The 22,725-nt window shown below is 46.2% G+C and carries 5 protein-coding genes and 4 pseudogenes; 3 read left to right on the top strand and 6 right to left on the bottom strand.

What is annotated here, in order from left to right; translation table 11 throughout:
• Positions 1–84 precede the first annotated feature (84 nt).
• Complete coding sequence (locus ASL19_RS13870; protein WP_057178787.1) at positions 85–5,088, bottom strand: type I polyketide synthase; 5,004 nt, start codon at positions 5,086–5,088, stop codon at positions 85–87.
• 189 nt (positions 5,089–5,277) lie between these two features.
• Between ASL19_RS13870 and ASL19_RS13865 the strand changes: the two are divergent.
• Positions 5,278–5,466, top strand: a pseudogene (locus ASL19_RS13865) (IS4 family transposase); the annotation flags it as partial.
• A 193-nt stretch (positions 5,467–5,659) separates the two neighbouring features.
• Here ASL19_RS13865 and ASL19_RS13860 read toward each other — a convergent pair.
• The 5 genes and pseudogenes from ASL19_RS13860 to ASL19_RS13840 all read right to left on the bottom strand — a co-directional run.
• Positions 5,660–11,326: a type I polyketide synthase gene (locus ASL19_RS13860; protein ID WP_057178786.1), complete on the bottom strand. Its 5,667-nt coding sequence runs from the start codon at positions 11,324–11,326 to the stop codon at positions 5,660–5,662.
• Positions 11,327–11,330: 4 nt separating this feature from the next.
• Positions 11,331–20,084 (bottom strand): type I polyketide synthase, encoded by an 8,754-nt coding sequence (locus ASL19_RS13855; protein ID WP_057178785.1) that lies wholly within the window; start codon positions 20,082–20,084, stop codon positions 11,331–11,333.
• 14 nt (positions 20,085–20,098) lie between these two features.
• A complete protein-coding gene (locus tag ASL19_RS13850) occupies positions 20,099–21,274 on the bottom strand; it encodes an arginine deiminase family protein (RefSeq protein ID WP_057178784.1) in 1,176 nt (391 codons plus the stop codon).
• Between the two features lie 163 nt (positions 21,275–21,437).
• Positions 21,438–21,674: pseudogene (locus ASL19_RS13845) on the bottom strand (IS4 family transposase); the annotation flags it as partial.
• A 2-nt stretch (positions 21,675–21,676) separates the two neighbouring features.
• Positions 21,677–21,883: pseudogene (locus ASL19_RS13840) on the bottom strand (transposase); the annotation flags it as partial.
• Between the two features lie 39 nt (positions 21,884–21,922).
• On the opposite strand from ASL19_RS13840, the pseudogene ASL19_RS13835 reads away from it, so the two are divergent.
• Both ASL19_RS13835 and ASL19_RS13830 read left to right on the top strand, forming a co-directional pair.
• Positions 21,923–22,144, top strand: a pseudogene (locus tag ASL19_RS13835) (IS1 family transposase); the annotation flags it as partial.
• A gap of 54 nt (positions 22,145–22,198) precedes the next feature.
• Positions 22,199–22,591: a transposase family protein gene (locus ASL19_RS13830; RefSeq protein WP_072149145.1), complete on the top strand. Its 393-nt coding sequence runs from the start codon at positions 22,199–22,201 to the stop codon at positions 22,589–22,591.
• Positions 22,592–22,725: the final 134 nt, after the last annotated feature.

The following is a 22,725-nucleotide window of genomic DNA, read 5'->3' as shown; positions in this document are numbered from 1 at the left end:
TTCCATTTAGATGCAGCATAAATTCAATCGGGATGGGGGAAGTTCTGTCATCCGGAAATATGCTTTTATTTCCCAACAGCTCTATTATTGATCTCTTTTTATTTTATTTAGTAAGGATTCGAGTGCGAATAAATCTTCTGCCATGGAAGTAATATTTGAGTCAACGGAAGTGCTGGTACTTCTGTCCTTATTACTGTCTTTTTCCTCCCCATTTCCATCTGGTGTGAGAACTGCTGAGGTATCTGGCTCAGAATTTATACATATTTGAGTCAGTATAAACTTAGCCAAACGGTCTACCATAGGATAATCGAATGCAAGCGTTGCAGGCATCTGAATCCCCAGACTTTCTTCCAAACGCCGCCTCAATTCAAGTGACATCAACGAATCCATCCCCAAGTCAGTGAAGGGTTGATGAACTGCGGGCAGTTCGGGACTACGCAAGACCGCAGCAACTTGGGTCTGTAGATGGCGCAGTAACATTTTCTCTCGCTCTTTTGGCCGAGCTTGCTGCAATTGTTCGAGTAAGGTAAGGCCAACTTCATGAGAAAGTGTAGATTGCTCCTGGGTAGTGGAGGAAGACCTGTCAAGATCAAGTAAAGCAAAAAAGGCCGAGCTTGTGTCGTACATCTTGCGAAGCCCATCGGTAGAAATGGCCGCTATTTGGGCGGATGGTTGTTGCAGAAGATAGGCAAAGATTTGCAATCCCTGTTCTGGTGAAATTTCCAAAGTGCTACTATCTTGCCCAACTGTGGTGCTTTGTGAAGAAGCTTGTTGGAGACGTACCGTCATTCCCACTTGAGACCAAGCGTCCCAGTTAATCGAGAGAGCTGGCAAGCCTTGTATTCGCCGATGATGGGCAAAGGCATCTAAAAAGGCATTGGCAGCAGCATAGTTAGCTTGTCCACCACTGCCCAGCAATCCTGCTGTTGAGGAAAAACAAATAAAGAAATCAAGCGGCATCTCTTCAGTCAGTGTATGTAGATGCCAAGCTCCCTCTAGTTTGGGGGCGAACACCTTGCTAAAACGCGCCCAATTTTGCTGCAATAAGATTCCGTCGTCTAATACACCGGCAGTATGAATAATACCAGCCAAAGGATATGCCTTATCAATCTGTGCCAACACATTGGCTACTTGGGAGCGGATGCCAACATCGGCTTGCACCACCGTCACTGTTGCACCCAGCGCGGCTATCTCTTGCAGTTGTTTTTGGGCGGCTGGTTTGGGTTGGCTGCGTCCCATCAGAAATAGATGGGTAGCCCCCTGTTCAACCATCCAACGAGCCACAAGCAAGCCCAAACCACCAAAGCCGCCCGTGATCAAATAAGTGGCATCTGGTCGAATAGGCATTTTTGATGAGGGCGCGGGATGCTTCTGATAACCTTTGAACCGTGACACATAGCGAGTCCTATTACGCCAAGCAACTTGACTTTCGTGGGGAATGGTGGTATGTCTGAACTCGGAGGCGGCGCGGAGTTCAGCCGCCAGAAACTTGGCTTGTTCATCTGGAAGCCCTTCACCATCAAGGTCGATTGATACACAGTTGAGTTCAGGGTGTTCTAAGGCTATCACCTTACCCATACCCCATAAGGGTGACTGAAGCACTCCGACTAGGCTATCGTTTTTACGCACAGCTTGCGCGTTCTTTGTCACGAGCCACAAGCTAGGGGTGGGCGTTTCAAGTTGCAAGACTGTCTGTATTAAATTTAATAGCGTGCCACTACCTAATTGTACATTTTCAATTAGGTTAGATACTTTATCCAAGCTAAGTATATCTAAACTCCAAAGATGAACAATACCATACAGTGGAGGCAAAGCAGCAAACAACCTTTCATAATCCTCCCTTTGGATCGGATCAATCTGAAAATATGGGATGTCCCCCCCGGTATTTTGTTTATTATTAGCCGAGTGATATTTTAGACCAGCATAGACAAGCGTAATTATATCCCCTTGCTGACGTAATTGAGCCGCAAGTGCTTCACCGTGTCCACTAGCATCGGCGAAGATGAGCCATTGTCTACCCTCTGTTTCCACAGCAGGTAAGGTAGATAGGGTCAGCAACTGGGGTTGCCAAACCACTTCATAAAGCCAATCGCAGATGGGCTTCTGTGTCGCTTCCTCACGATGTTTTGCAACCAATAGTTCAATGATGCTGGGTAGCAATTTCCGTGCTTCGCCTGAAAGTACATCCGTCGCCGCTAACAAGTCCACGATTTTCGGCACATTGCCTTGTTCAAGATGCTCTACAATGGCAGTTGCGGGACGAACTTGTGTTGTTTCTAAACGTGGAGCGGACTGTTTCTCTAGCCAATAACGTTGACGCTTCCAAGCATAGGTGGGTAGGCTTACTTTGCGTCTGGCGTAATCTCTATCAAAGCCCGCCCAATTTACCTGGACACCAAGCGCATACAGTTGTCCCAAACTCTCCAATAGTGTCTGCCAGTTGGGTTGCTTGGGGCGCAAGGTGGGAATGGTGACAGGGCGATCGCTATGGGCAACCTCGTCAAAATATTGTTGCACTAGTCCTGATAAGGTCGGTTTTGGTCCAACTTCAAGGAAGACTTGGACATCCTGCGCTTGCATAGTTGCAATACCATCAGCGAACAAGACAGGATTGCATAAATGATTTACCCAGTAACCAGGGGAAGCGATCACTCCTTCCTCCAGGGAAGACTCAGGTGAAATCAAGTCGCCGGTTAGATTACTGACAAGAGCTATTTTTGGAGGACTATAGTTGATTTCCCTGGCCACCTGTGCGAACTCCTGCTCCATTGGTTTCATCAATGGAGAGTGGAAAGCGTGTGAAACAGACAGTCTCTTGCACCGGATTCCTTGGTCTTCTAGGGTGTTGGTGAAGACTTGCACAGCTTGGCGATCGCCCGAAATGACGACACTTCGTGGTCCATTTACCGCCGCTATCACAACTCGCTGGTCAGATTGAATAGCCGGCTTAACTTCCTCAAGGGAGGCCGATATAGCAACCATCTCGCCATCTTGTGGTAGCGCCTGCATCAAACGGCCTCTTTCGGCAGCAAGTTTGAGACCATCCTCCAGAGAAAAGATCCCCGCCACACAAGCTGCCACATATTCACCTATGCTATGACCCATTACGATATCTGGCTCGATTCCCCACGACCGCCACATCTGTGCTAGGGCATATTCTACAGCAAAAAGGGCAGGTTGGGTATAAGCCGTCTGGTCAATTTCCTTTGACTCATGGTTTGGATATAATACCGAAAGCAGTGGGTTTCCCCAAGGGCTGTTTCTCGATGAAAAGATGGATTGCAAGATTTCGGCACAGCGATCTAAGCAATTACGGAAAGTAGGCTGGGTCTCATAAAGTTCTCCAGCCATTTGCACATATTGCGAACCTTGACCTGTAAAGAGAAAAGCGACCTTCGGCGCACGACTGTTGGAAAGGACACAACCTTGATTGATGCTCAAACTCACCGACCCTTCCTTATAAGCGGCTAAAAGAGCCTCTATTTGGATGTGTGAAGTAGCCGATAGAGCAAGGCGATGAGAAAAATGGGTTCGTGCCGTATTAGCAGTGTAGCATATATCGGCAAGACTTGCATCAGTAGTAGAAATAAATGACTGATAAAGCCCAACCAAGTTAGCCAACGCTTCCTCATTCTTAGCACTAAGGGTTAACAAGTGCCATGGTCTTTCCACTGCCGCATGATTACTAATTAGTTCGCTAGATGGGGCTTCAGATAATACAATGTGGGCGTTAGTACCACTGAAACTAAAAGAACTAACCCCTGCAATTCGCTTTCTGTCCTTCAATGTCTTGTCATCCCAAGCATGAAGGGTGGTCGGAATTTCGACCGGGAGATTTTTCCAATCAATATATGGATTTGGTGTCTTGAAATGCAAGTGAGGAGGAATCTGCTTGTTTTTTAGCATCAAGACAACCTTAATCAGCCCTGCAATACCGGACGCGGCTTCTAAATGACCAATATTTGTCTTAACTGAGCCGACCCAAAGTGGTTCTGTTCTCCGACCAAACACTTCGTTCAATGAATCCATCTCGATAGGATCACCAAGGGGTGTGCCTGTACCATGGGCTTCTAAATAACTTACGGCATCCGGTGCAATACCTGCTCTATCTAAGGCTTGCTTAATGACAGAGACTTGTGCGGGGCCTCTTGGAGCAGTTAAACCACTGCTATGACCATCATGATTAACCATAGACCCACGAATGATGGCAAGAATATTATCCCCATCGGCTGTTGCATCCGAGAGACGTTTTAGAACAATCATCCCACAACCTTCGCCTCGCACATAGCCATTTGCATTGGCATCAAATGTTTTACAACTACCATCAGGTGCCAGCATCCCCCCTTGAGAAAGACCAATCATCTCATCTGGATCAATGAGTAAACCGACTCCACCAGCTAGTGCTAGATCACATTCTCTCTGACGCAGACTCTGACAGGCTTGATGAACTGAGACCAAAGAAGATGAACAAGCTGTATCAATCACAAAACTGGGACCCATCAAACCCAGGACATAGGATATCCTGCCGGCAGCAACACTCACATCAGTGCCACTTAACTCATACAAATCGGTTTTCCCGATCCGACTCCTGTTTTCGATCATTAAAGATTTGTAGTTGCTACCACCAATACCGATAAATACACCAGTGGAACTATCAAAAAGAGTTGCAGGAACAATATTACCGGATTCCAGAGCTTCCCAACTGACTTCAAGTAGCAAGCGTTGCTGTGGATCCATGCTAACGGCTTCACGGGCAGCAATATTAAAGAATGATGGCTCAAATGTATCAACTTCATTCAGAAAACCGCCGTAACGAGTATGCATTTTACCGGACGATGTGGGGTCAGCATCATAATATTTATCAACATCCCAGCGATCAGCAGGGATTTCTGTAATGGCTGATATACCCTCGCGCAGTAATACCCAAAAATGCTCTGGAGTAGTTGCACCGCCTGGAAAACGGCAACTCATACCAACAATGGCAATAGACTCATTTTTTTGGGCTTCTACCGCAGCTAGTTGCGATCGTAGGCTATTTATTTCGTTCAACGCATTTTTCATCAAAATGCCATAATTGGGCTGACTCATCTTTGATTATCCTGAATAATTCACCAAAAGAGCAAAAAAGAGCCTTAAACCAAGTAAAATTAGGCTATACAAAAATTTAACTATTACGCGGTAAGTCCCTTATCAAAAATAAGATATCAGACTTAGGATTAGAACACTTAACCTGCTGGGAAAAATATTTTGAGTATATTTACTCATGCTGAATGTGGGATTCAACAACATCAGGACAAGTACCCACGTCAAAGTGATTTTAGCTTTGGTCTCTACGGACAACTATGGATTTATGGTATGGAATTATGGGCTGATTTAGCTCTGAATTTAATCAATCTCAAGCCTCATAAACGCCTCTTTTTTCAACGGGGCTTTCAGGCTCTATCCCTTATGAAACAAGCTCTTTAGCCGCCTTGTCACCCGTTAAGCTAAAAGTTAGAATCACACGCCTATCTTTGAATTTGTGATGCCTTCGGCGAGCGTAGCTATCGCAACAACACCCAAATATACATAAAACCTAAAACCACTTATTGTACCACAGAAACAATTGTGCAAGAGGTCTATTGATTAGTCACCTTGAAAGGTTAAGGGCTGCCCATTGCTACTCAAAGGCGATATTGAGTGCTTGTGCCAGCATTTGTGCAATGTCATCCACGCTTTCGTTATCATCTATTTTGGATTCTATTGATATGCTGTGTGCTGTCAGTGTTGTTGGTTGTGCCATTTGCTCTGCCTTCTGAGGGGCATCATCAAACATTTTTGCGACTAGGTAATCATGCAATGAATCAAGTGTTGGGCAATTAAAGAGCAGAGTGGCTGGCAGAGGGCGTTCTAAACTACGTATCAAGTGATTCCGAAATTCAACCGCCATCAAAGAGTCTAGTCCCATATTCATCAATCCCTGATAGGGATCAATTTTTTGATTAGATGCCAAACCGAGAACTCTGATCGCAGTTTTTTGAAGATGTTCCATCAAAAGGGCATCCCGGTCTTTCTCTGAGAGTGTTTGAAGCTGTTGCCGCAGACTGACTTCCTCTGAGGTGCTGCCTGCTGTTTGCCGCAATTTGGCTTCTTTTTCGTTACGCAAGTGGTGTGTAAAATATTCATAGAATGGCACATTCACGCCATCATGGGATAGATATTCAGCCCAATTGGTCGGTTGTACAGCAACTTGGGGGATTGTATGCTGATTAAGTTTTTGAATAAGTTGGACGAGAATATGCCTCCCTTGCTTTGGAGAAATTGCCGCGATTCCCCGTTGTTCCCATGATAAATTGGCTGCCATGCCGACTTCTGCCCAAGCCCCCCAGTTGATACTCAAGCTATTAGATCCCTTTATGTGACGATAATACATTAATGAATCCAAAAACGCATTCGCTGCGGCGTAATTGGCTTGTCCTGGTTCTTCTATGAGCGACGCAACAGATGAGAACGCAACAAAGAAATCTAAATCGAGGGTTTGGCTCTGTTGGTCCAGATGCCAAGCTCCGCGTACCTTAGCCGCCATCACTTTTTCAAAACGCTCTTGATTTTGTTGGAGCAGGATGCCATCATCCAAGACTCCCGCAACATGGACAATCCCTCGAAGAGAGGTCTTGCGCTGACTTTCTACTAAGAGTCGTTCGCTATCTGCCGCATCAGAGACATCTGCCGCAATCAAATCAACCCTAACATCCTCTTGGCGTAGTCGGTCAATAATTAACTGGGCTTCTTTGGAGACCGTACCACGGCGACTATTGAGGATCAAGTGTCTTGCTCCAGCGTCCGCAAGGGCGAGTGCTACCTGCAATCCTAGACCGCCTAATCCACCTGTAATCAAATAGCTGCCATCAGGACGGATTCCTGTTTGAATCGGTGCGTGACATTCTGATTGATTACGAATTAGTCGTGCAACATAGCGCGTTCCTTGTCGGTAAGCAATTTGAGATTCATAGTCTATAGCTTGCATCTCTTTCAACAAGAGTGGTGCGATATTTGAGAGCGTGTCAAAATCTAAACAACGGCAATCAAATTCAGGGTGTTCGGCGCGGATGCTTCGACCCAATGCCCATAATGGGGATTGTTCGATTTCTAAATTCGCTAAGTCACTACCAACCGCTTGACTATTTTGTGTAATTAGCCATAATTTCGGGGAAAAACCCATGTGGCTAAGGGCTTGTACTAAATAAGTAAGACTAGTACATAAGTTTAAGACTATATCTGGTACAGTCAATTCTGTCCGATGATTAGAAGTATTTGTTAAATCATAACGATTCCATAAATAGAGTATATGTTCACAAGGTAATCTAATGTCCGTCAGAGTTTCTAAAAAATATTTATAGTCATGAGGAGAAGCAGGATTGATCGTGACAATTTTTGTCAGTTTCGTCACATCAAGATGTCCAGTGCGTCCAATGTGTTGCTCGGTCACTGTATACTCACTCCCAGGCACTACAAAAACACAGTGCTTTCCTTGGCTCTGCAAATATTCGGCTAAGTCCGCTCCTATTCCCTCTGGTTGTGCAAAAAGAAGCCATGTTTCTGCACCTGTCTTATTAATATCCAGCACCTCTGGGATTTGTAGAGGTTGCGATCGCCAATTCACTGTATAGAGCCAGTTATGCCAAAAGTCTGCCCTTAGTAAGCCTTCGGGCATAGCAGCACGAACTTCTAAACCTATAAATTCCGCAATAACTTGCCCGCTCTCATCAAACAGAGAAACATCCCATGTATATCTATCTTTTTCTGTTGCATGAACCCACCACATTTGTCCGTTTGCAGGCTGATAACAACGTAATTCATTCAGCGCAAAGGGCATTGTCGTTTCTGATTGCCTATTTTCATCGTCAGACGAAATTGCAAATGGGACTTGTGTACAGGCATCCAACAAACCGGGATGAATCACATATCCTTTAAACGATTCAATACTTTCCGGTTGTCGCAGACGCGCCAATGCTTCTCCATCGCCCACCCAGATTTGTTCTAACCAGCGAAAACGAGATCCAAAAACAAAACCTTTGTCTGTGAATGTTTGATAGAAAAGGTTGAGATCAATTTCTTGGGGACAACCCGCTTGTAGTTCTTCTAGCTCCACTTTAGGAGGTGCTGTATCTTCAAGCTTAAATTGCCCTTTTGCATGAATAATGGGTGTCTGAAAATCAGCATTTATACTGCTACTTTCAGGTACATTCTCAGCAAAACTGAACAATTCAAACTGCGTCTCGTCGCCACGATTGTGTGGCGCAGCACAAGAGAGAGAACAAGCAACTTGCACCATGTAATTTGCCTCATCAGAGATCACAAGAGGTACTGGTAATGTGACATCCTTTAGTAAATAAGTGGTTTGCTTTGCACTATTCCCTCCATTCAAATGACCATTTGCATACGACTCGGCAATACTTAGTATCATTGATAGATAACTTGCACCTGGCGACACAACTGAACCATAAATGCGATAGTCAGCAAGAAAGGGCAATGTCTCTAGACTAAATTCTTTCTCAAAAATTGTTTCGTTATGACGAGGCAGCTTCATGCACCTGTCCAGTAGAGGATGTAGATTTTTAGCGGCGTGCTTCTGTTGATCCAATTCTACCCAGTAACGCTCCTTCTGCCATGGGTATGTCGGCAGGACAACTTTATGTCGCACATAGTCTTTATTAAAACCGATCCAGTCAATCTCAACACCATGAACATAGAGTTGACTCAAGCTCTCCAACATCTGCTGCCAGTCACTACGATTCTGACGCAAACTGGGCATCATCATTGGCATAGAAAATGGATTCTCAGAACTTTGTAACTCAACCATGCCCAGCAGTGTGGGTTTGGGACCAATTTCGAGCATGAAATTGACATTCTGTTCATGTAACACCTTAACCCCATCCGCAAAACGGACAGTCTCTTGCAGATGTCTCACCCAATAATCGGGAGTAGCGATTTCTTTATACACCTGTCCGCCTGTGACATTTGAGACAAGGTTAATTTGCGGTGGCCGATAGGTGATGGTATTGGCAACTCGGCGGAACTGACCTAATATTGGCTCCATCAATGGTGAGTGAAAGGCATGAGAGACCTTCAGTTGGCGTGTCTTAATGCCTTCGGCAACCAGATGTTCGGTAATCTGTTGTAATATCTCCCTTTTACCAGAGATAACCACACTCTCAGGTCCATTGATGGCCGCAATAGAAACCTCTCGGCTGACAGATTGAATTGCTTGCTCTATGCGCGATTTATTGGCCATAACTGAAACCATCGCCCCATCGGGAGGCAATTCTTGCATCAGACGGCCTCTTTCAGCAATTAGTTTGAGTCCATCCTCTAAAGAAAAGACACCCGCCACACAAGCGGCCACATATTCTCCCACACTATGCCCCATCACCACATCAGGCTCAATACCCCAGGAGCGCCACAACTGCGCCAGTGCATATTCAAGAGAAAAAAGAGTGGGTTGAGTATAAGCGGTTTCATCAATTTGGGATGGCGTTTCCAATCCCATTTGTTGGCTGGGATAGAGTATTGAGAGGATTGATTTGCCCAACAGTGAACGAAGAATCTCATCACATCGGTCAATGGTTTGCCGGAAGGTGGGTTGGCTCTCATAAAGTTCTTGCCCCATCCCCACATACTGTGAGCCTTGACCTGTAAAGAGAAAAGCTATTTTTGAGAGAGATGTCCTCTTCCCCTGCCCCTCTCCCGATTGGGCAAACGTTTCCAATTGTTGGCGCAACTGGGTTTTAGACTCTGCTACTACTGCAAAGCGATGTCTAAAGTGTTTGCGCCCTGTGTTGGCTGTAAAGCAAATATCCGCCAGACTCTCTTGTAAGTGTTCAGTGAGATAAGTTACATAACGCTGAGTAAGTTCTTGTAGTGCTTGAGGTGTCGCTGCTGATAAGGTAAAAACATACTGCTTTGAATGAATCTCTAAAGTAGACGGCTCTATTTTTGGGGCTTCCTCTAACACGACATGAGAATTAGTGCCACTAAAGCCGAAAGAACTTATCCCTGCGATGCGATCGCCAGTAGGCCAAGCTGTTCGTTCTGTGGGGATCCTGATTGGCGATTTATCCCAGTTAATGCGAGGATTGGGCTGGTGAAAGTGTAAATTAGGTGGAATTTCTCCATGCTGCATGGCAAGGACGACTTTAATCAGTCCAGCAATCCCTGCTGCTGCTTCTAGATGCCCAATATTTGTTTTAACTGAACCAATAATTAAAGGTTGGGAGCGTTGATTAAAGATCGTTCCCAACGCGCCGACCTCAATCGGGTCTCCTAGGGAAGTCCCTGTGCCATGAGCTTCTACATAGTTAACTTGTTCTGGTCTTATGCCGCTATTGGCGAGGGCTTGGCGAATCACGTCGGCTTGTTGGGGACCATTTGGAACAGTCAAGCCACTCGTGCGACCGTCTTGATTTATGGCTGACCCGCGAATCAACGCCAAGATTTTATCCCCATCAGCTTGCGCGTCCGATAATCGTTTGAGGACTATCATGCCACATCCTTCGGCTCGGACATACCCGTTTGCCGACGCATCAAAGACTTTGCAACGACCATCGGGAGATAACATATGGGCTTTTGCTAACGAGACACTTTCCTCTGGGGCTATCAGCCGATGGACTCCCCCAACCAACGCTAAGTCACATTCTCGCTGACGCAGACTTATCAGTGACTGATGTACAGCGACCAACGACGAAGAACAAGCTGTATCTATCGAGAGACAGGGGCCTGTCAGACCGAGAAAGTAAGACAAGCGACCACTGGCTGTGCTATGGGCATTACCCGAAGCAAAATAAGTACCAATTGCTCCTTGCTTCAAGAGCGTTTCACGATAATCAAGGTTACTAATACCGACGAATACGCCTGTTGCCGAAGGTGGTATCACCGCTGCATTTTCCAGTGCTTCCCAACTTACTTCTAATAACAAACGTTGCTGAGGGTCAAGAGAAACCGCTTCTCGCGGTGATATGCCAAAGAATTGGGCATCAAACTTCTCAAGTTGCTCGACAAACCCGCCAAATCGCATTGATGTCTTGTCTGCGCGGTCCAAATTTTCATCTATGTAGGCATCAACAACCCATCGATTTTTTGGTATCTCACGAATAGCATCAACCCCATCACACAACAACTGCCAAAACGCTTCTGGACTATTCGCACCAGGAAAACGACAGCCCATGCCGACGATGGCGATAGGTTCACGTTGGGTTTGCTTCAACCTGTTAACTTCAGCTTCCAGAGCCTCTATCTTGTGATAGGATTGCTTGATTAATCGTTCGTATGTTCTTAGTTTTTCATCCATGGGCTTAAATTTCCATCTCTAGTTTCGCGGACAGCAACTGCACGATATCATCCATTGACGATATCTGATCTTCTTCATCAGATTCAGGCTCTTGTAGCTGCTCAGGGGTTCCCAGCAATTCATTGGCAAGATAATTCACAAGAGCCTGTTGTGTTGGATAGTCAAAAGCCAAAGTGGAAGAAAGAGAGCAGCCCAAACTGGCTTGTAACCTGTTTCTTAACTCGACAGAGGTCAGCGAATCCATCCCCAGGGTAAAGAAACCCACGTCTTGTTCTGCCAATAATGTCTTCGTGTCTATCCCCAAAACTTGGGAAACCTGCTCCCGAACATGAGCCTGCAAGAGAGTCAGACCCTCTTTGGGCGGAGCGTTCTCTAATTGCTCTCGAATATTATGCCCGTAACCTTGGGGGCAAGAGTCCCGCTCCTGCAAGGTTAGTTTACCTACAGAGGTGTCAATACTCTTCATGGCATCGCTGAAGAACGGCTGCGGAGTCAATTGCCTTGCTAAGAATTGTGTCCAGTTGATAGGCATGACACCCACTTGATACACCCCATTCTCGTCTTTGAGCAACTGCTCAAGAATTTGTAAGCCCTGTCCTAGCGTAATGGTTCCCTCTCCCTGTTTGCTGGACAACTTATCTAGTCCAAGTCGAGCCGCAATTCCCACTTCGCTCCATGTCCCCCAATTAATCGAGAGGCTCGGTAGTCCTAAGTGACGACGATAGGAGGCTAACCCATCAAGGAAAGCATTTGCGGCGGCGTGATTGGCTTGTCCAGCGTTACCTAACAAAGAGGTGGCGGAGGAGAACAGGACAAAGAAGTCTAAAGGCTGATTTTTTGTCAGTATATGTAGGTTCCACGCACCTGCTACCTTGGGATTCATCACTTCTTTAAAGGCTTGCCAACTTTGCTGCTGTAGAATCCCATCGTTCAATGTACCTGCCGCATGAATAACACCCCGTAATGGTGGGTAGGTTACTGCTGAAAGTGCTTGGGCTAGTTGTTCTGCATCAGCAATATCGGCTTGTAAAACTTTCACGGAAGCTCCGAGTTGCTCTAGTTCGCTTAATTGAGCTTGCTGTTCCTCCCTCGCACCACGTCGTCCGACTAGCACAAGGTATTTAGCCCCATTTGTAACCAGAAAACGAGCCACCACTAACCCCAGTCCGCCTAAACCACCAGCAATCAGATAGCTGCCATCATCACGGAAGGTAAGAGCCTCTTGTGTGCCTTTCTCTCCAGGATTGGGGCGGTCTAAGGGCGAAAGTCTTGCCACATAACGTGTTTGCTCACGAAAGGCTATTTGCTTTTCATGAGGTCGTGTTTGCAGATCAGGCACAGACATTGCTGATGCAGGGTCTTTTCTGGCGAGAAGTTCATCCCTAAGCACTTCTACTTGCGCCTTAACCTTCCCATTTGGGTCTAAATCCATTTGTGCTACTTGTAGCTCTGGGTGTTCGAGTGCAATTACCTTTCCCATGCCCCAGAGGGCTGCTCCAACTACATTTTGAACATGATGTTCGTTAACGGCTTGTGCGCCTAGGGTGACAAGTGACAAGCGAGGGTTTTTTGGATAGTTTGCTAATGCTTGAACTAAATGCAGCGTACTGCTGCAACTGAAAATAGTGGCTCTATCTAAGTCAGTGGAAACCATACTCCAACAATGTACAATTTCTTGTATGTTCGGTACTCGGTTCAATAACTGTTGCCACTCTTCAATATCTCCAGGATTGATTGTAAACGTTTGTGAATCTCTCTCTGTGTACTTTTCCCCTGGCAAGAGGAGTATACAATCTTCTCCTTCTTCACGTAGCTGTTTGGCTAGTAGTCCACCAATCTCCTCGTCAGCCAAGAGCAGCCATCTTCGGGGTGTTCTGATGGCTGGTTCATTACGCGCCACAATCACCGCCTCCCGTGGCAATTTATGGGGGCTATCTATTTTTGGCCATAAGGCGGTTGTTTGACTAAATCCCATTTCTGACAACAAGATTTGCCACTGCTCAGGAGACAATAGCGGATGGTTGGGGCGTAAGTCATGGTCTGTAAACTTCCACCAGCCTTCTGTTAAGCCAAAGGTTAAATCAGCCCAGCGTGCGGGTTCGCTGTCTTCCATCAGGATCAACATCCCGCCCGGCGCTAATAATTGCCGGATATGTACAAGAGTTTGACGCAGGTCACTAGTAGCATGCAAGACATCCGCTGCTACGATTAAATCGTATATTTGGGGTTCAAATCCTTGCGCCTGTGGTGCTTGTTCGATATCTAATACCTGATAACGTACAAACGGGTAATCTTTAAAACGCTCTTCCGCTTTGGCAAGAAAAAAGGCACTAATATCGGTAAAGACATATTTTGTCTGATCCCCAGGCAGATGCGGTAACAAGTAGGCTGTGGTTCCACCTGTTCCAGCACCAATCTCTAAAATTCGCCAACCACGTTCCGGCGGCAACTGCTCCAGGGCGGAAAGAAGCGCTTCTTGGACTAGAGTATTAGTAACACCCAAAACTGGGGCTTCACGATAGAGTTTGCTTAACGTTGTTGTGTCCCCTACGGGAAAGAGCAACTGTATGGGGTCACATTTTCCTTGTAATACTTCGGCCAATTTTGCACTGCAACGGGAAACCAGTGTGACTTCGGCTTCTGCTTCTTTGGCTTCGAGGTCGTCAAGAAGTACCTGTATATCAATCGTTTCCGGGTATGAAATGACTTCCCATATCGTCATCAAGTTTTCGCTGCGGAGTATGTCTGCTTCGGCTAGAATGTCGAGCAAACGAGCGAATAGTTGCCGATGTTGATCAACGATTCCTAACGCTGATACCTTCTGGGCGGTGGAAAAACGCTCACCGGGTTGAAACAGCCAGCCCATTTGTCGGAAAGCCGCCACAACGTAAGCTAGACTTAACCTTTCCAGTTGGGTATAGGCGATCGCATAAGTCGCCAAATTAGCTTCGATGATCAATGTCGCTAACTTTGTTTCCAGGCGTTTCCGAATCTTATCTGGGGTTGGCAGGTAATTCGGTAAAAGTCCAAAACAGGCTTGAGGTTTCCACAGGACTTGATAAAGCCAATTTCGCCAAGTATCTTGCGATCGCAACATTGCTTCCCGTCCCACAAGGACAGATTGCACACCAAACATGATGGCAACCACACGACCCTGGGTATCAAATAGATGCAAGTCTGCAATCAATTTCTTTGGCAGCAAATCAATACCCTGCCTTTGATCTGTATCCAAAGGAGGCCGATATTGGGCGCGACACCAAAGTTCTGAACTGGGACGACCATAGACTTGTAGACCCTCTATACCAACAGGTACATAAGTCTGGCCTTGGTTTGCTTCAGGATAAGAGACCGTTATCATTTGCAGCCCCGCATCCAAGATTACAGGATGGAATTGGTAGGCATTGGACTCATGAAGCAAGATTTCTGGCAAGCTGACCTTGGCGAGTGCGATCGCATCATGACTTTTGGCAAAGGAGAGCGGATAACGCCAAAGCTGCTTCACCCCACGCATCATTGGACCCATATCCAGCCGGCGCGCCATTTCTTCCTGATATAGCACATCTACTGACACTTCTTCGGAACAATGTGCCTGTAACGCAATCAAGTCAATTGGCTCGGTTTCTAGCACTTGCTCTTGGGCGACTAGCTTACCAGAGGCATGAAGCACCCAAGAGTTTTCTTTTTCTAAAGAGAGGATTTCAAAAAAATAAGCTGACTCTTCCTGTGGGCTTAATACTATTTGCACAGTTTGCCCTTCATCGGGAATAATCAGTGCTTGGGCGATGGATACATCTTCGAGCCAAAATATACTGTCTGGTTTAAGTGCCTTCCCTGCTGCCAGTGCCATCTCAAAATAGGCGACACCCGGAATGATGACATTTCCAAATACTTTATGATCAGCAACCCATATTGGGAAGTCGGAGTGGATGAAGGTTTGAAAGTAAATCTCTTGAGTCCGCGACAAATGCAGCCGTTGACCAAGCAGAGGATGCTGCGCCACGCTGGCGTTACGAGTTAGCTTGGTGGTATTTGTGGCTTGTAATACTGATTGCCGTTGACGAATAATTGGCTCTACCCAATGCCGCTCTCGCTGCCAAGGATAAGTCGGTAGTGGCACACGGCGACGAGCATACCCCTGATCGAAACTGCTCCAATCTACGGTTACACCTGCTAAGTATAGATCACGCAAACTACTTAACACCTGTTGCCAATCATCCTGTTTTGGGCGCAAACTAGGCAACCAAAGTCCCTCTTGTTCAGGCAAGCAGTCGCGTCCCATGCCTAAAAGAACAGGTTTAGGACCGATTTCTATAAATACGTTTACCCCTTGACCCTCAAGGCTCTCCATTCCCGCCGCAAACCGGACGGGCTGTCGCACATGACGTACCCAATACTCTGCGGTGGTGATCGGAAGTTCATCGGGACAAGATTCATGGCTTGCCAATGTTCCCGTTACATTAGAGATAAGCTTGATTTGAGGTTGCGAGTAAGTGACCTCTTGTGCAACCTGCAAGAAAGAGTCTAACATTGCTTCCACTAGCGGCGAGTGGAAGGCATGGGAGACGTTTAGCTTCTTGCTTTTGATGCCCTCAGTTTCCAAGATGGCACAAATAGCATCAATCGCTTGCTGTTGCCCAGAAATTACAACACTTTGTGGGCCATTAATCGCGGCGATCCCTACCTGTCCCCCATAAGGTAAAATGATATCTGCAATACGCTTCTCGCTTGCCATCACGGAAACCATGCTCCCATCACGAGGAAGTGCCTGTATCAGTCGTCCTCGTTCTGCAATCAGTTTCAACCCATCCTCTAAGCTAAAGACTCCCGCCACACAAGCGGACACATATTCACCTACACTATGACCTATCACCACTGAGGGCTGGATGCCCCACGACTTCCATAATTGATAGAGCGCGTATTCGATGGCAAAGAGTGCGGGCTGGGTATAGGCTGTGTCATCTAATGAGAGTCCATGCTCAGATGAACCAAAAATAACGGAGAGAATGGACTCGATCCCTAAATTTTGGAGAATGGTTTCACATCGGTCAAGGGCTGCACGGAATGTTGATTCAGTATCGTAGAGGGTGCGCCCCATGTTAATGTATTGTGAGCCTTGACCTGTAAACAGGAATGCGATCGTCGGCGGGGCATTTTTTTTCTGTGCTGAAATCGCAGTCTGTGCAGTTTCCAGTTGTGCCTGTAAGCCAGGGATTGATTCGGCTACAACCGCTAGGCGATGCTCAAAATGCTTGCGTCCCGTATTGGCTGTGAAACAGAGGTCGCCTAAGTTAATATCAAGGTGTGTCTCGTTATGTTGGATGTAGCGTTGCACCAACTCATGCAAAGCCTCTTGTGTATGGGCAGAAAGCGTCAGCAGATGATGACTGCGTTCTGGCAAAGAAGAGAACAATGTGGGTTGCTTTACAGGCGACTCCTCCAGCACAATATGGCTGTTAGTTCCACCCACACCAAAAGAACTCACCCCCGCCCGCCGAGGATAACCATTCCTTGACCATTCGCGTAGTTCTGTGTTGACAAAAAATGGGGTTGCGTCAAAATCAATCCGTGGATTAGGATTGGCATAGTGCAAGCTCGGTGGAATCTGTCCATATTGTAGAGCTAGAGCAGCCTTTATCAGTCCGGCAATGCCTGCCGCCTCATCTAAGTGGCCAATATTAGTTTTAACTGATCCAATAGCGCATTGTTGTTTACCAAGGACGCTGTCCGTACTACGCTGAAATGCCCTTGCTAACCCTGCTACTTCAATCGGATCACCCAATTGGGTGGCTGTGCCATGAGCTTCTACATAGCCAATGGTGCTTGCATCTATGTCAGCGATAGCAATCGCCTCGCTAATTACATCAGCTTGCCCATCCACGCTCGGTGCTGTGTAGCCCATCTTGAGCGCACCGTCGTTGTTGATGGCTGTGGCTTTGATGACTGCCATAATGTTGTCGTTATCGTCCAGTGCATCCTGCAACCGTTTAAGCAAAACCAAGCCGCCGCCATTGCCAAATATAGTCCCTTGGGCTTCGGCATCAAAGGCGCGACAATGACCATCCTGGGAACGAACCATGCCTTCTTCGTAGAGATAGCCCCCCTTCTGTGGTACAACCACAGAAATACCACCGGCTAAAGCCATTTGACACTCTCCACTAATGAGACTCTGACAGGCCATGTGAACCGCAACTAACGAGGTTGAGCAGGCGGTCTGCACATTGACGCTTGGACCCTTGAGATTCAGCTTGTAAGAGATGCGTGTAGCAAGATAGCTCCGGTCATTGCCAATTTTAGCCTGAAACTGCTCCATATCCGTTTCAATAAAGGGTTGCTCGGTAATTATGCCTAAAGCAGAGCCAATATTGTTAAGCAGATAGGTACTCAGGCTTGAACCAGCATAAACACCAACTGGTTCTGGATAGGTTTCGGGGTTGTAGCCAGCCCGTTCAAATGCTTCCCAGGCACACTCTAGCAAAATCCGTTGCTGAGGGTCTGTCACCGCAGCTTCTTTGGGGCTGTAGCCAAAAAAGGTAGCATCAAATAATTCAACGCCTTCTAGCACCGCACCTGCTTTGACATAAGCGGGATTATTAAATAACTCAGGCAAAGTCTGCTCTAGCTCATCATCACTAAAAAGGGTGATGGATTCAACACCATTACAGAGATTATGCCAGAACTGCTCAATCGTTTCAGCACCCGGAAAGCGACCTGCCACACTGATGATGGCAATATCGTTGCTGTCACCGGACTGCTTTTTACGTACTTTCTTGTGCCTGGATGCTGTATCGCTTGAGGTTGTGTCTCCTTGGCAATCAATATATTGTGCCAATGTCTGAATTGTGGGATATTGAAAGAGTGAGACAGCGGACAAATTAATATTAAAGGTCTCGCACAGGAATTTGTGCGCTTGAGTCAATAGCAGTGACGTACCGCCTAGATCAAAGAAATTGTCGTGGGTTCCCACAATATCTACAGCAAGATAACTGCCCCAAATCTCTGCTAAACGTTTCTCTGTCTGGGTACGAGGCTTGACAAGTGGGGTAGACAATGCAGGGCGATCGCCTTTGGGATCAGGTAATGCCCTGCGGTCAAGTTTACCACTGGGAGTCAACGGCATATTACTGATATTGATGAACCGAGTGGGTATCATGTATTCTGGCAGCACCTCTTCCGAATATTGACGCAGGATAGGTTCAAGTTTGTCGAAACTGAGATTAAGTGTATCCTTTGCTATGATATACCCTACCAACTGTGTATGACCTGCAATCTTCCGTGCCACAACGGCACATTCACGCACAGCTTGGTGACTTGCCAGCACGGACTCAATTTCCCCCAATTCCACGCGGAAACCTCGGATCTTAACCTGGTGGTCTATCCGTCCTAAATGCTCAATCGTGCCGTCGGGTAGGTAGCGTGCCAAGTCCCCTGTGCGGTAGAGTTTTTTAGCGTTCTCATTAGCCCCAAATGGATTGGGAATAAATTTTTCATTCGTTAGGTCAGGCAAATTGTGATAGCCACGAGCCAGTCCAATACCACCAATACAGAATTCACCCTCTCCACCAAGAGGTACAGGTTGCTGTGCCTCATCCAGAATATACACTTGAACATTGTGCAGTGGACGACCCACTGGCACCAGTGTTGGCCAGCCCTCTGGATTGCCCTTGAGGGTATGAGTGGTGGCATCTTGAAATTCTGTTGCCCCGTAGTGATTATGCAACATCGCCCCGGTTTTCTGAAAGAGGTTGGCGACAGCAGGTGTGATCTGCATCTGCTCCCCGGTAGTGATAACTTCGCAAAGCGCGAGGGAGGTGCTTTTATTCCCATTTACAGCTTCGGCCAACTGTAGTAATGCTATAACGGGAAGAAACAATTTTTCAATTTTCTGTTGACTGATGAACTCAGCCAATGCAAAGGGATTTTGGCGCACTGCCTCTGGCACCAAGACCAATATCCCGCCAAGACAGAGGGTAGAAAAAATTTCATGGCAGGAAAAGTCAAAGCTGACTGCACAAAATTGCAGCGTCCTAACACCCTGAACCGAAGGCCGCGTTTGCTGATGCCACCAAAGCATATTCACCAGTGAGCGATGTTCCATCAAGATCCCTTTGGGATTTCCGGTAGAGCCAGAGGTGTAAATGCAGTAAGCGAGATTATTGGGGAGAACCTGTGTCTGAATCCCTTGGGAAACCGAATTTGCCTGGCATTGCTGAATCAAGGTATAAAAATAAAAATGTAATAATCTCAAGTATTGGTTATGTAATAGTTTAGCTATCGCTAAAAAATGAAAATCATACTCAAATATCTCTTGATCTAAATAGACGGTTTGGCACTCTTGCAATGCAGGTATGGTTAAGGCAAGTTTCTTAGCGACATCTGTTGAGGTTAGTAAAATACGCGCATCCGAATCCCGCAACATATACTCTATGCGATCGCCAGGATAGCCTACATCCAAAGGCACATAAGCACATCCGGCTTTTAGGATACCCAACAAACCAATAAAGAGTTCTGCCGAACGCTCGATGCAGATGGCGAGGAGGTCATCGGGTTGACAGCCTAGGGACAAGAGATGCTGGGCTAGGTGGTTAGCGCGTACATTTAGTTCCCCGTAGGTAAGGGATTGCTCACCGTCAATGAGAGCGATCGCATCCGGTCGCTTTGCAGCTTGATCCTCGAACAAGTGGTGAATGCAACTATCTGGAAACTCAGATTGTGTTCCATTCCCATCAAATAGTATCTGTGGGCTTTCTCTCTTTTGCATAACTATAAAACCTACTAAATGATGAAGCGAGAAACGCCATTGGTTGATGCAGTTACCGGCGTATAGTTTAGTTTAGGGAAGTAATCCTCACAGGTTCCCGTGCGATGGATATCCCAGGTGGCACAATGGAGCGAACCGCCAAACTCAAAGACATTGCGAAAGGGAATTGGATAGACCTCAAAGCCGTGTTTATCTAGCAACTCATGAAGCGGATGCTCTTGCTCTTCACAGATGACCTTCTTGGGGGAAATGCTTAACACATTCATCGCCAACCACTTACTGGACTGGCAGAACATAGGCATCTCATCGTCGGTGGAAGTGGGGAGGGGTGCTTCGATGAATTGCCAACCGTTATCCATGAAGAGTTTCTCTTCACCCTCTTTGATGGGGCGATCTGGATTCACTAACACAACCCCAGGTGCTAAGGGGACAAAAGTACAATCAATGTGGGATGGGAAAATATCTAGTGGGAAGTGAATATCATGCACGCGGAAGCGACGCGGCTCTAAATGCCGTTTGAGCCAGCGAATCCCTGCACGATTAGTCGTCATTGACTCCTGCACAAAAATATCACGGCCAAAGCGGCTACAGTCTGCTGCGTCAAAAATCACCTCATCCTGGGTGACGCAGAACTCAAAATCATGCATACTCTCAAATCGATCTTCCATCGGACGCTCCCAGAAATCTTCGCGGTACATGGCATTTTGCATAGTCGGTTTAGGCGCAGCATTCCAGATCATATCTGGATCTTTATGCCAATATTCATAGACTAGTTTGCGATAGGGTAAATACTCAAAGAAGCGTGACCGCCGTGACATAGTTGCTTCGAGAATTTCGTTCCCAAAGGTGATCATAACATCACGTGGGCAGACCGCACAATATTGATTCTCTACCTCAAAGAATGGTGTCTTCACAGACAGGCCAAAGTTATGTTTCTCTGGGCGGCGTACAGTTACGCCCTGTGATTCTAGAAGCGCTACCAGCCCATTCAACTCCTCATTAGCTTTCTCTGTTACCTCTTGCTTTTTCGGACCCCTGGGAAAAGAGAACATTTTGGCAATGTTCTTATCGCGTAAAGCAGGGCGGTTACCTGGCTCAGTTGGTTCAAAATAAGCACCATCTGCAATCCCGACAACCATCTCCTTTAGTTCATCCCACTCATTCCAGCTATTTACAATTCTTGTTTGCATCTCTTCAACACCTTAATTAATTTACTGAATCAAGTAGATTACAATTGATAAACTTGTGAAAAATATATTACCCTATATTTCCTTGATTTACTTCCCTTTTTTTTACGGGCTAATTTTTTCTGCTTGGGTTTAAGGTTTTTCTCCTTACCGGGTGACAAAGTGGTCAAACAGCTTGTTTCATAAGGGATAGAGCCTGAAAGCCACGCTTGAAAAAGAGGCGTTTATGAGGTTTAAGACTAATTAAGCTTAGAGCTAAATCAGCCCATAGTTCCATGCCATAAATCCATAATTGTCCGTAGACAGCAAAGCTAAAATCACTCTGACGTGGGTAATTGTCCTGATGTTGTTGAATCCGTCCAGCATAAGTCTCTATCCCTAATTTTTTCGGTTCTTGCGCCTGTTTTATGGACAATTAATAGAAAGGTGCCAGTGTAATAAACTGCGTAGACGAAAATTGTTGAAGTTACGAAATCCATATCCCAGTCGTTTAATCAACTTGAGTTTATTATTAATACCTTCTACAATACCACTCGTAGTTCTGCCATTAAAATAACCGACTATTTCTCCAAACCATCTAATCATAGTCCCAATAGTTTTTGGGAAAAAAGAGGCGTTGCATAATAGAGGTATGAATTGAGGTAATCTACTGTGCATTGTCCAAACTGCGGGTCTTCCAAAATCAGAAAGAATGGCAAACGTCGAGGTAAACAAAATCACATTTGTGTTGATTGTGGTCGTCAATTTATCGATGTCTATAGTCCACCTAAAGGCTATTCAGAAGAAGTTAAACAAAGTTGCCTGCGCTCTTATTTTAACGGTATGGGATTTAGAGCAATTGAACGCGATAAAGGCGTTCATCATACAACTATTAGAGTTGTTGGAAAATAAGGGATAATAATCAAGCAGACAAGTAGGGTGACATTAATGTTGAAGTTAGACCGCGTCCTGAATCAAGAGCGACTGCTACGAGCAATGACTGGACTTAACCGCCAAGCATTCAACGAGCTGTTATCTCAGTTTGCTGATACCTATGAACGCACCGTGTTCAACTCCTTAGCAAACCGCAAACGTGCGCCCGGGGGCGGACGCAAGCCTACACTCAGAAGTATAGAGGAAAAACTATTTTATATCCTGCTGTACTGCAAATGTTATCCGACGTTTGACTTGCTGAGTGTGTTGTTCAACTTTGACCGCTCCTGTGCTCATGATTGGGTACATCGACTACTGTCTGTGCTAGAAACCACTTTAGGAGAAAAGCAAGTTTTGCCAGCACGCAAACTCAGGAGCAGGAATTCACCAAAAGGTTTCCAGATGTGAAGGAGGTGATTGTGGATGGTACGGAGCGTCCAGTCCAGCGTCCTCAAAACCGAGAACGCTAAAAAGAGTATTACTCTGGCAAGAAAAAGCGGCATACATGCAAGCAGATTATAGTCAGCACAAGGGAGAAACGA

The sequence above is a fragment of the Cylindrospermopsis sp. CR12 genome, from assembly GCF_001432185.1.
Taxonomy (GTDB): Bacteria; Cyanobacteriota; Cyanobacteriia; order Cyanobacteriales; family Nostocaceae; genus Raphidiopsis; species Raphidiopsis raciborskii.
The sequence above is the reverse complement of the archived record's forward strand: the minus strand, read 5'-3'. Positions and strand labels throughout refer to the sequence as shown.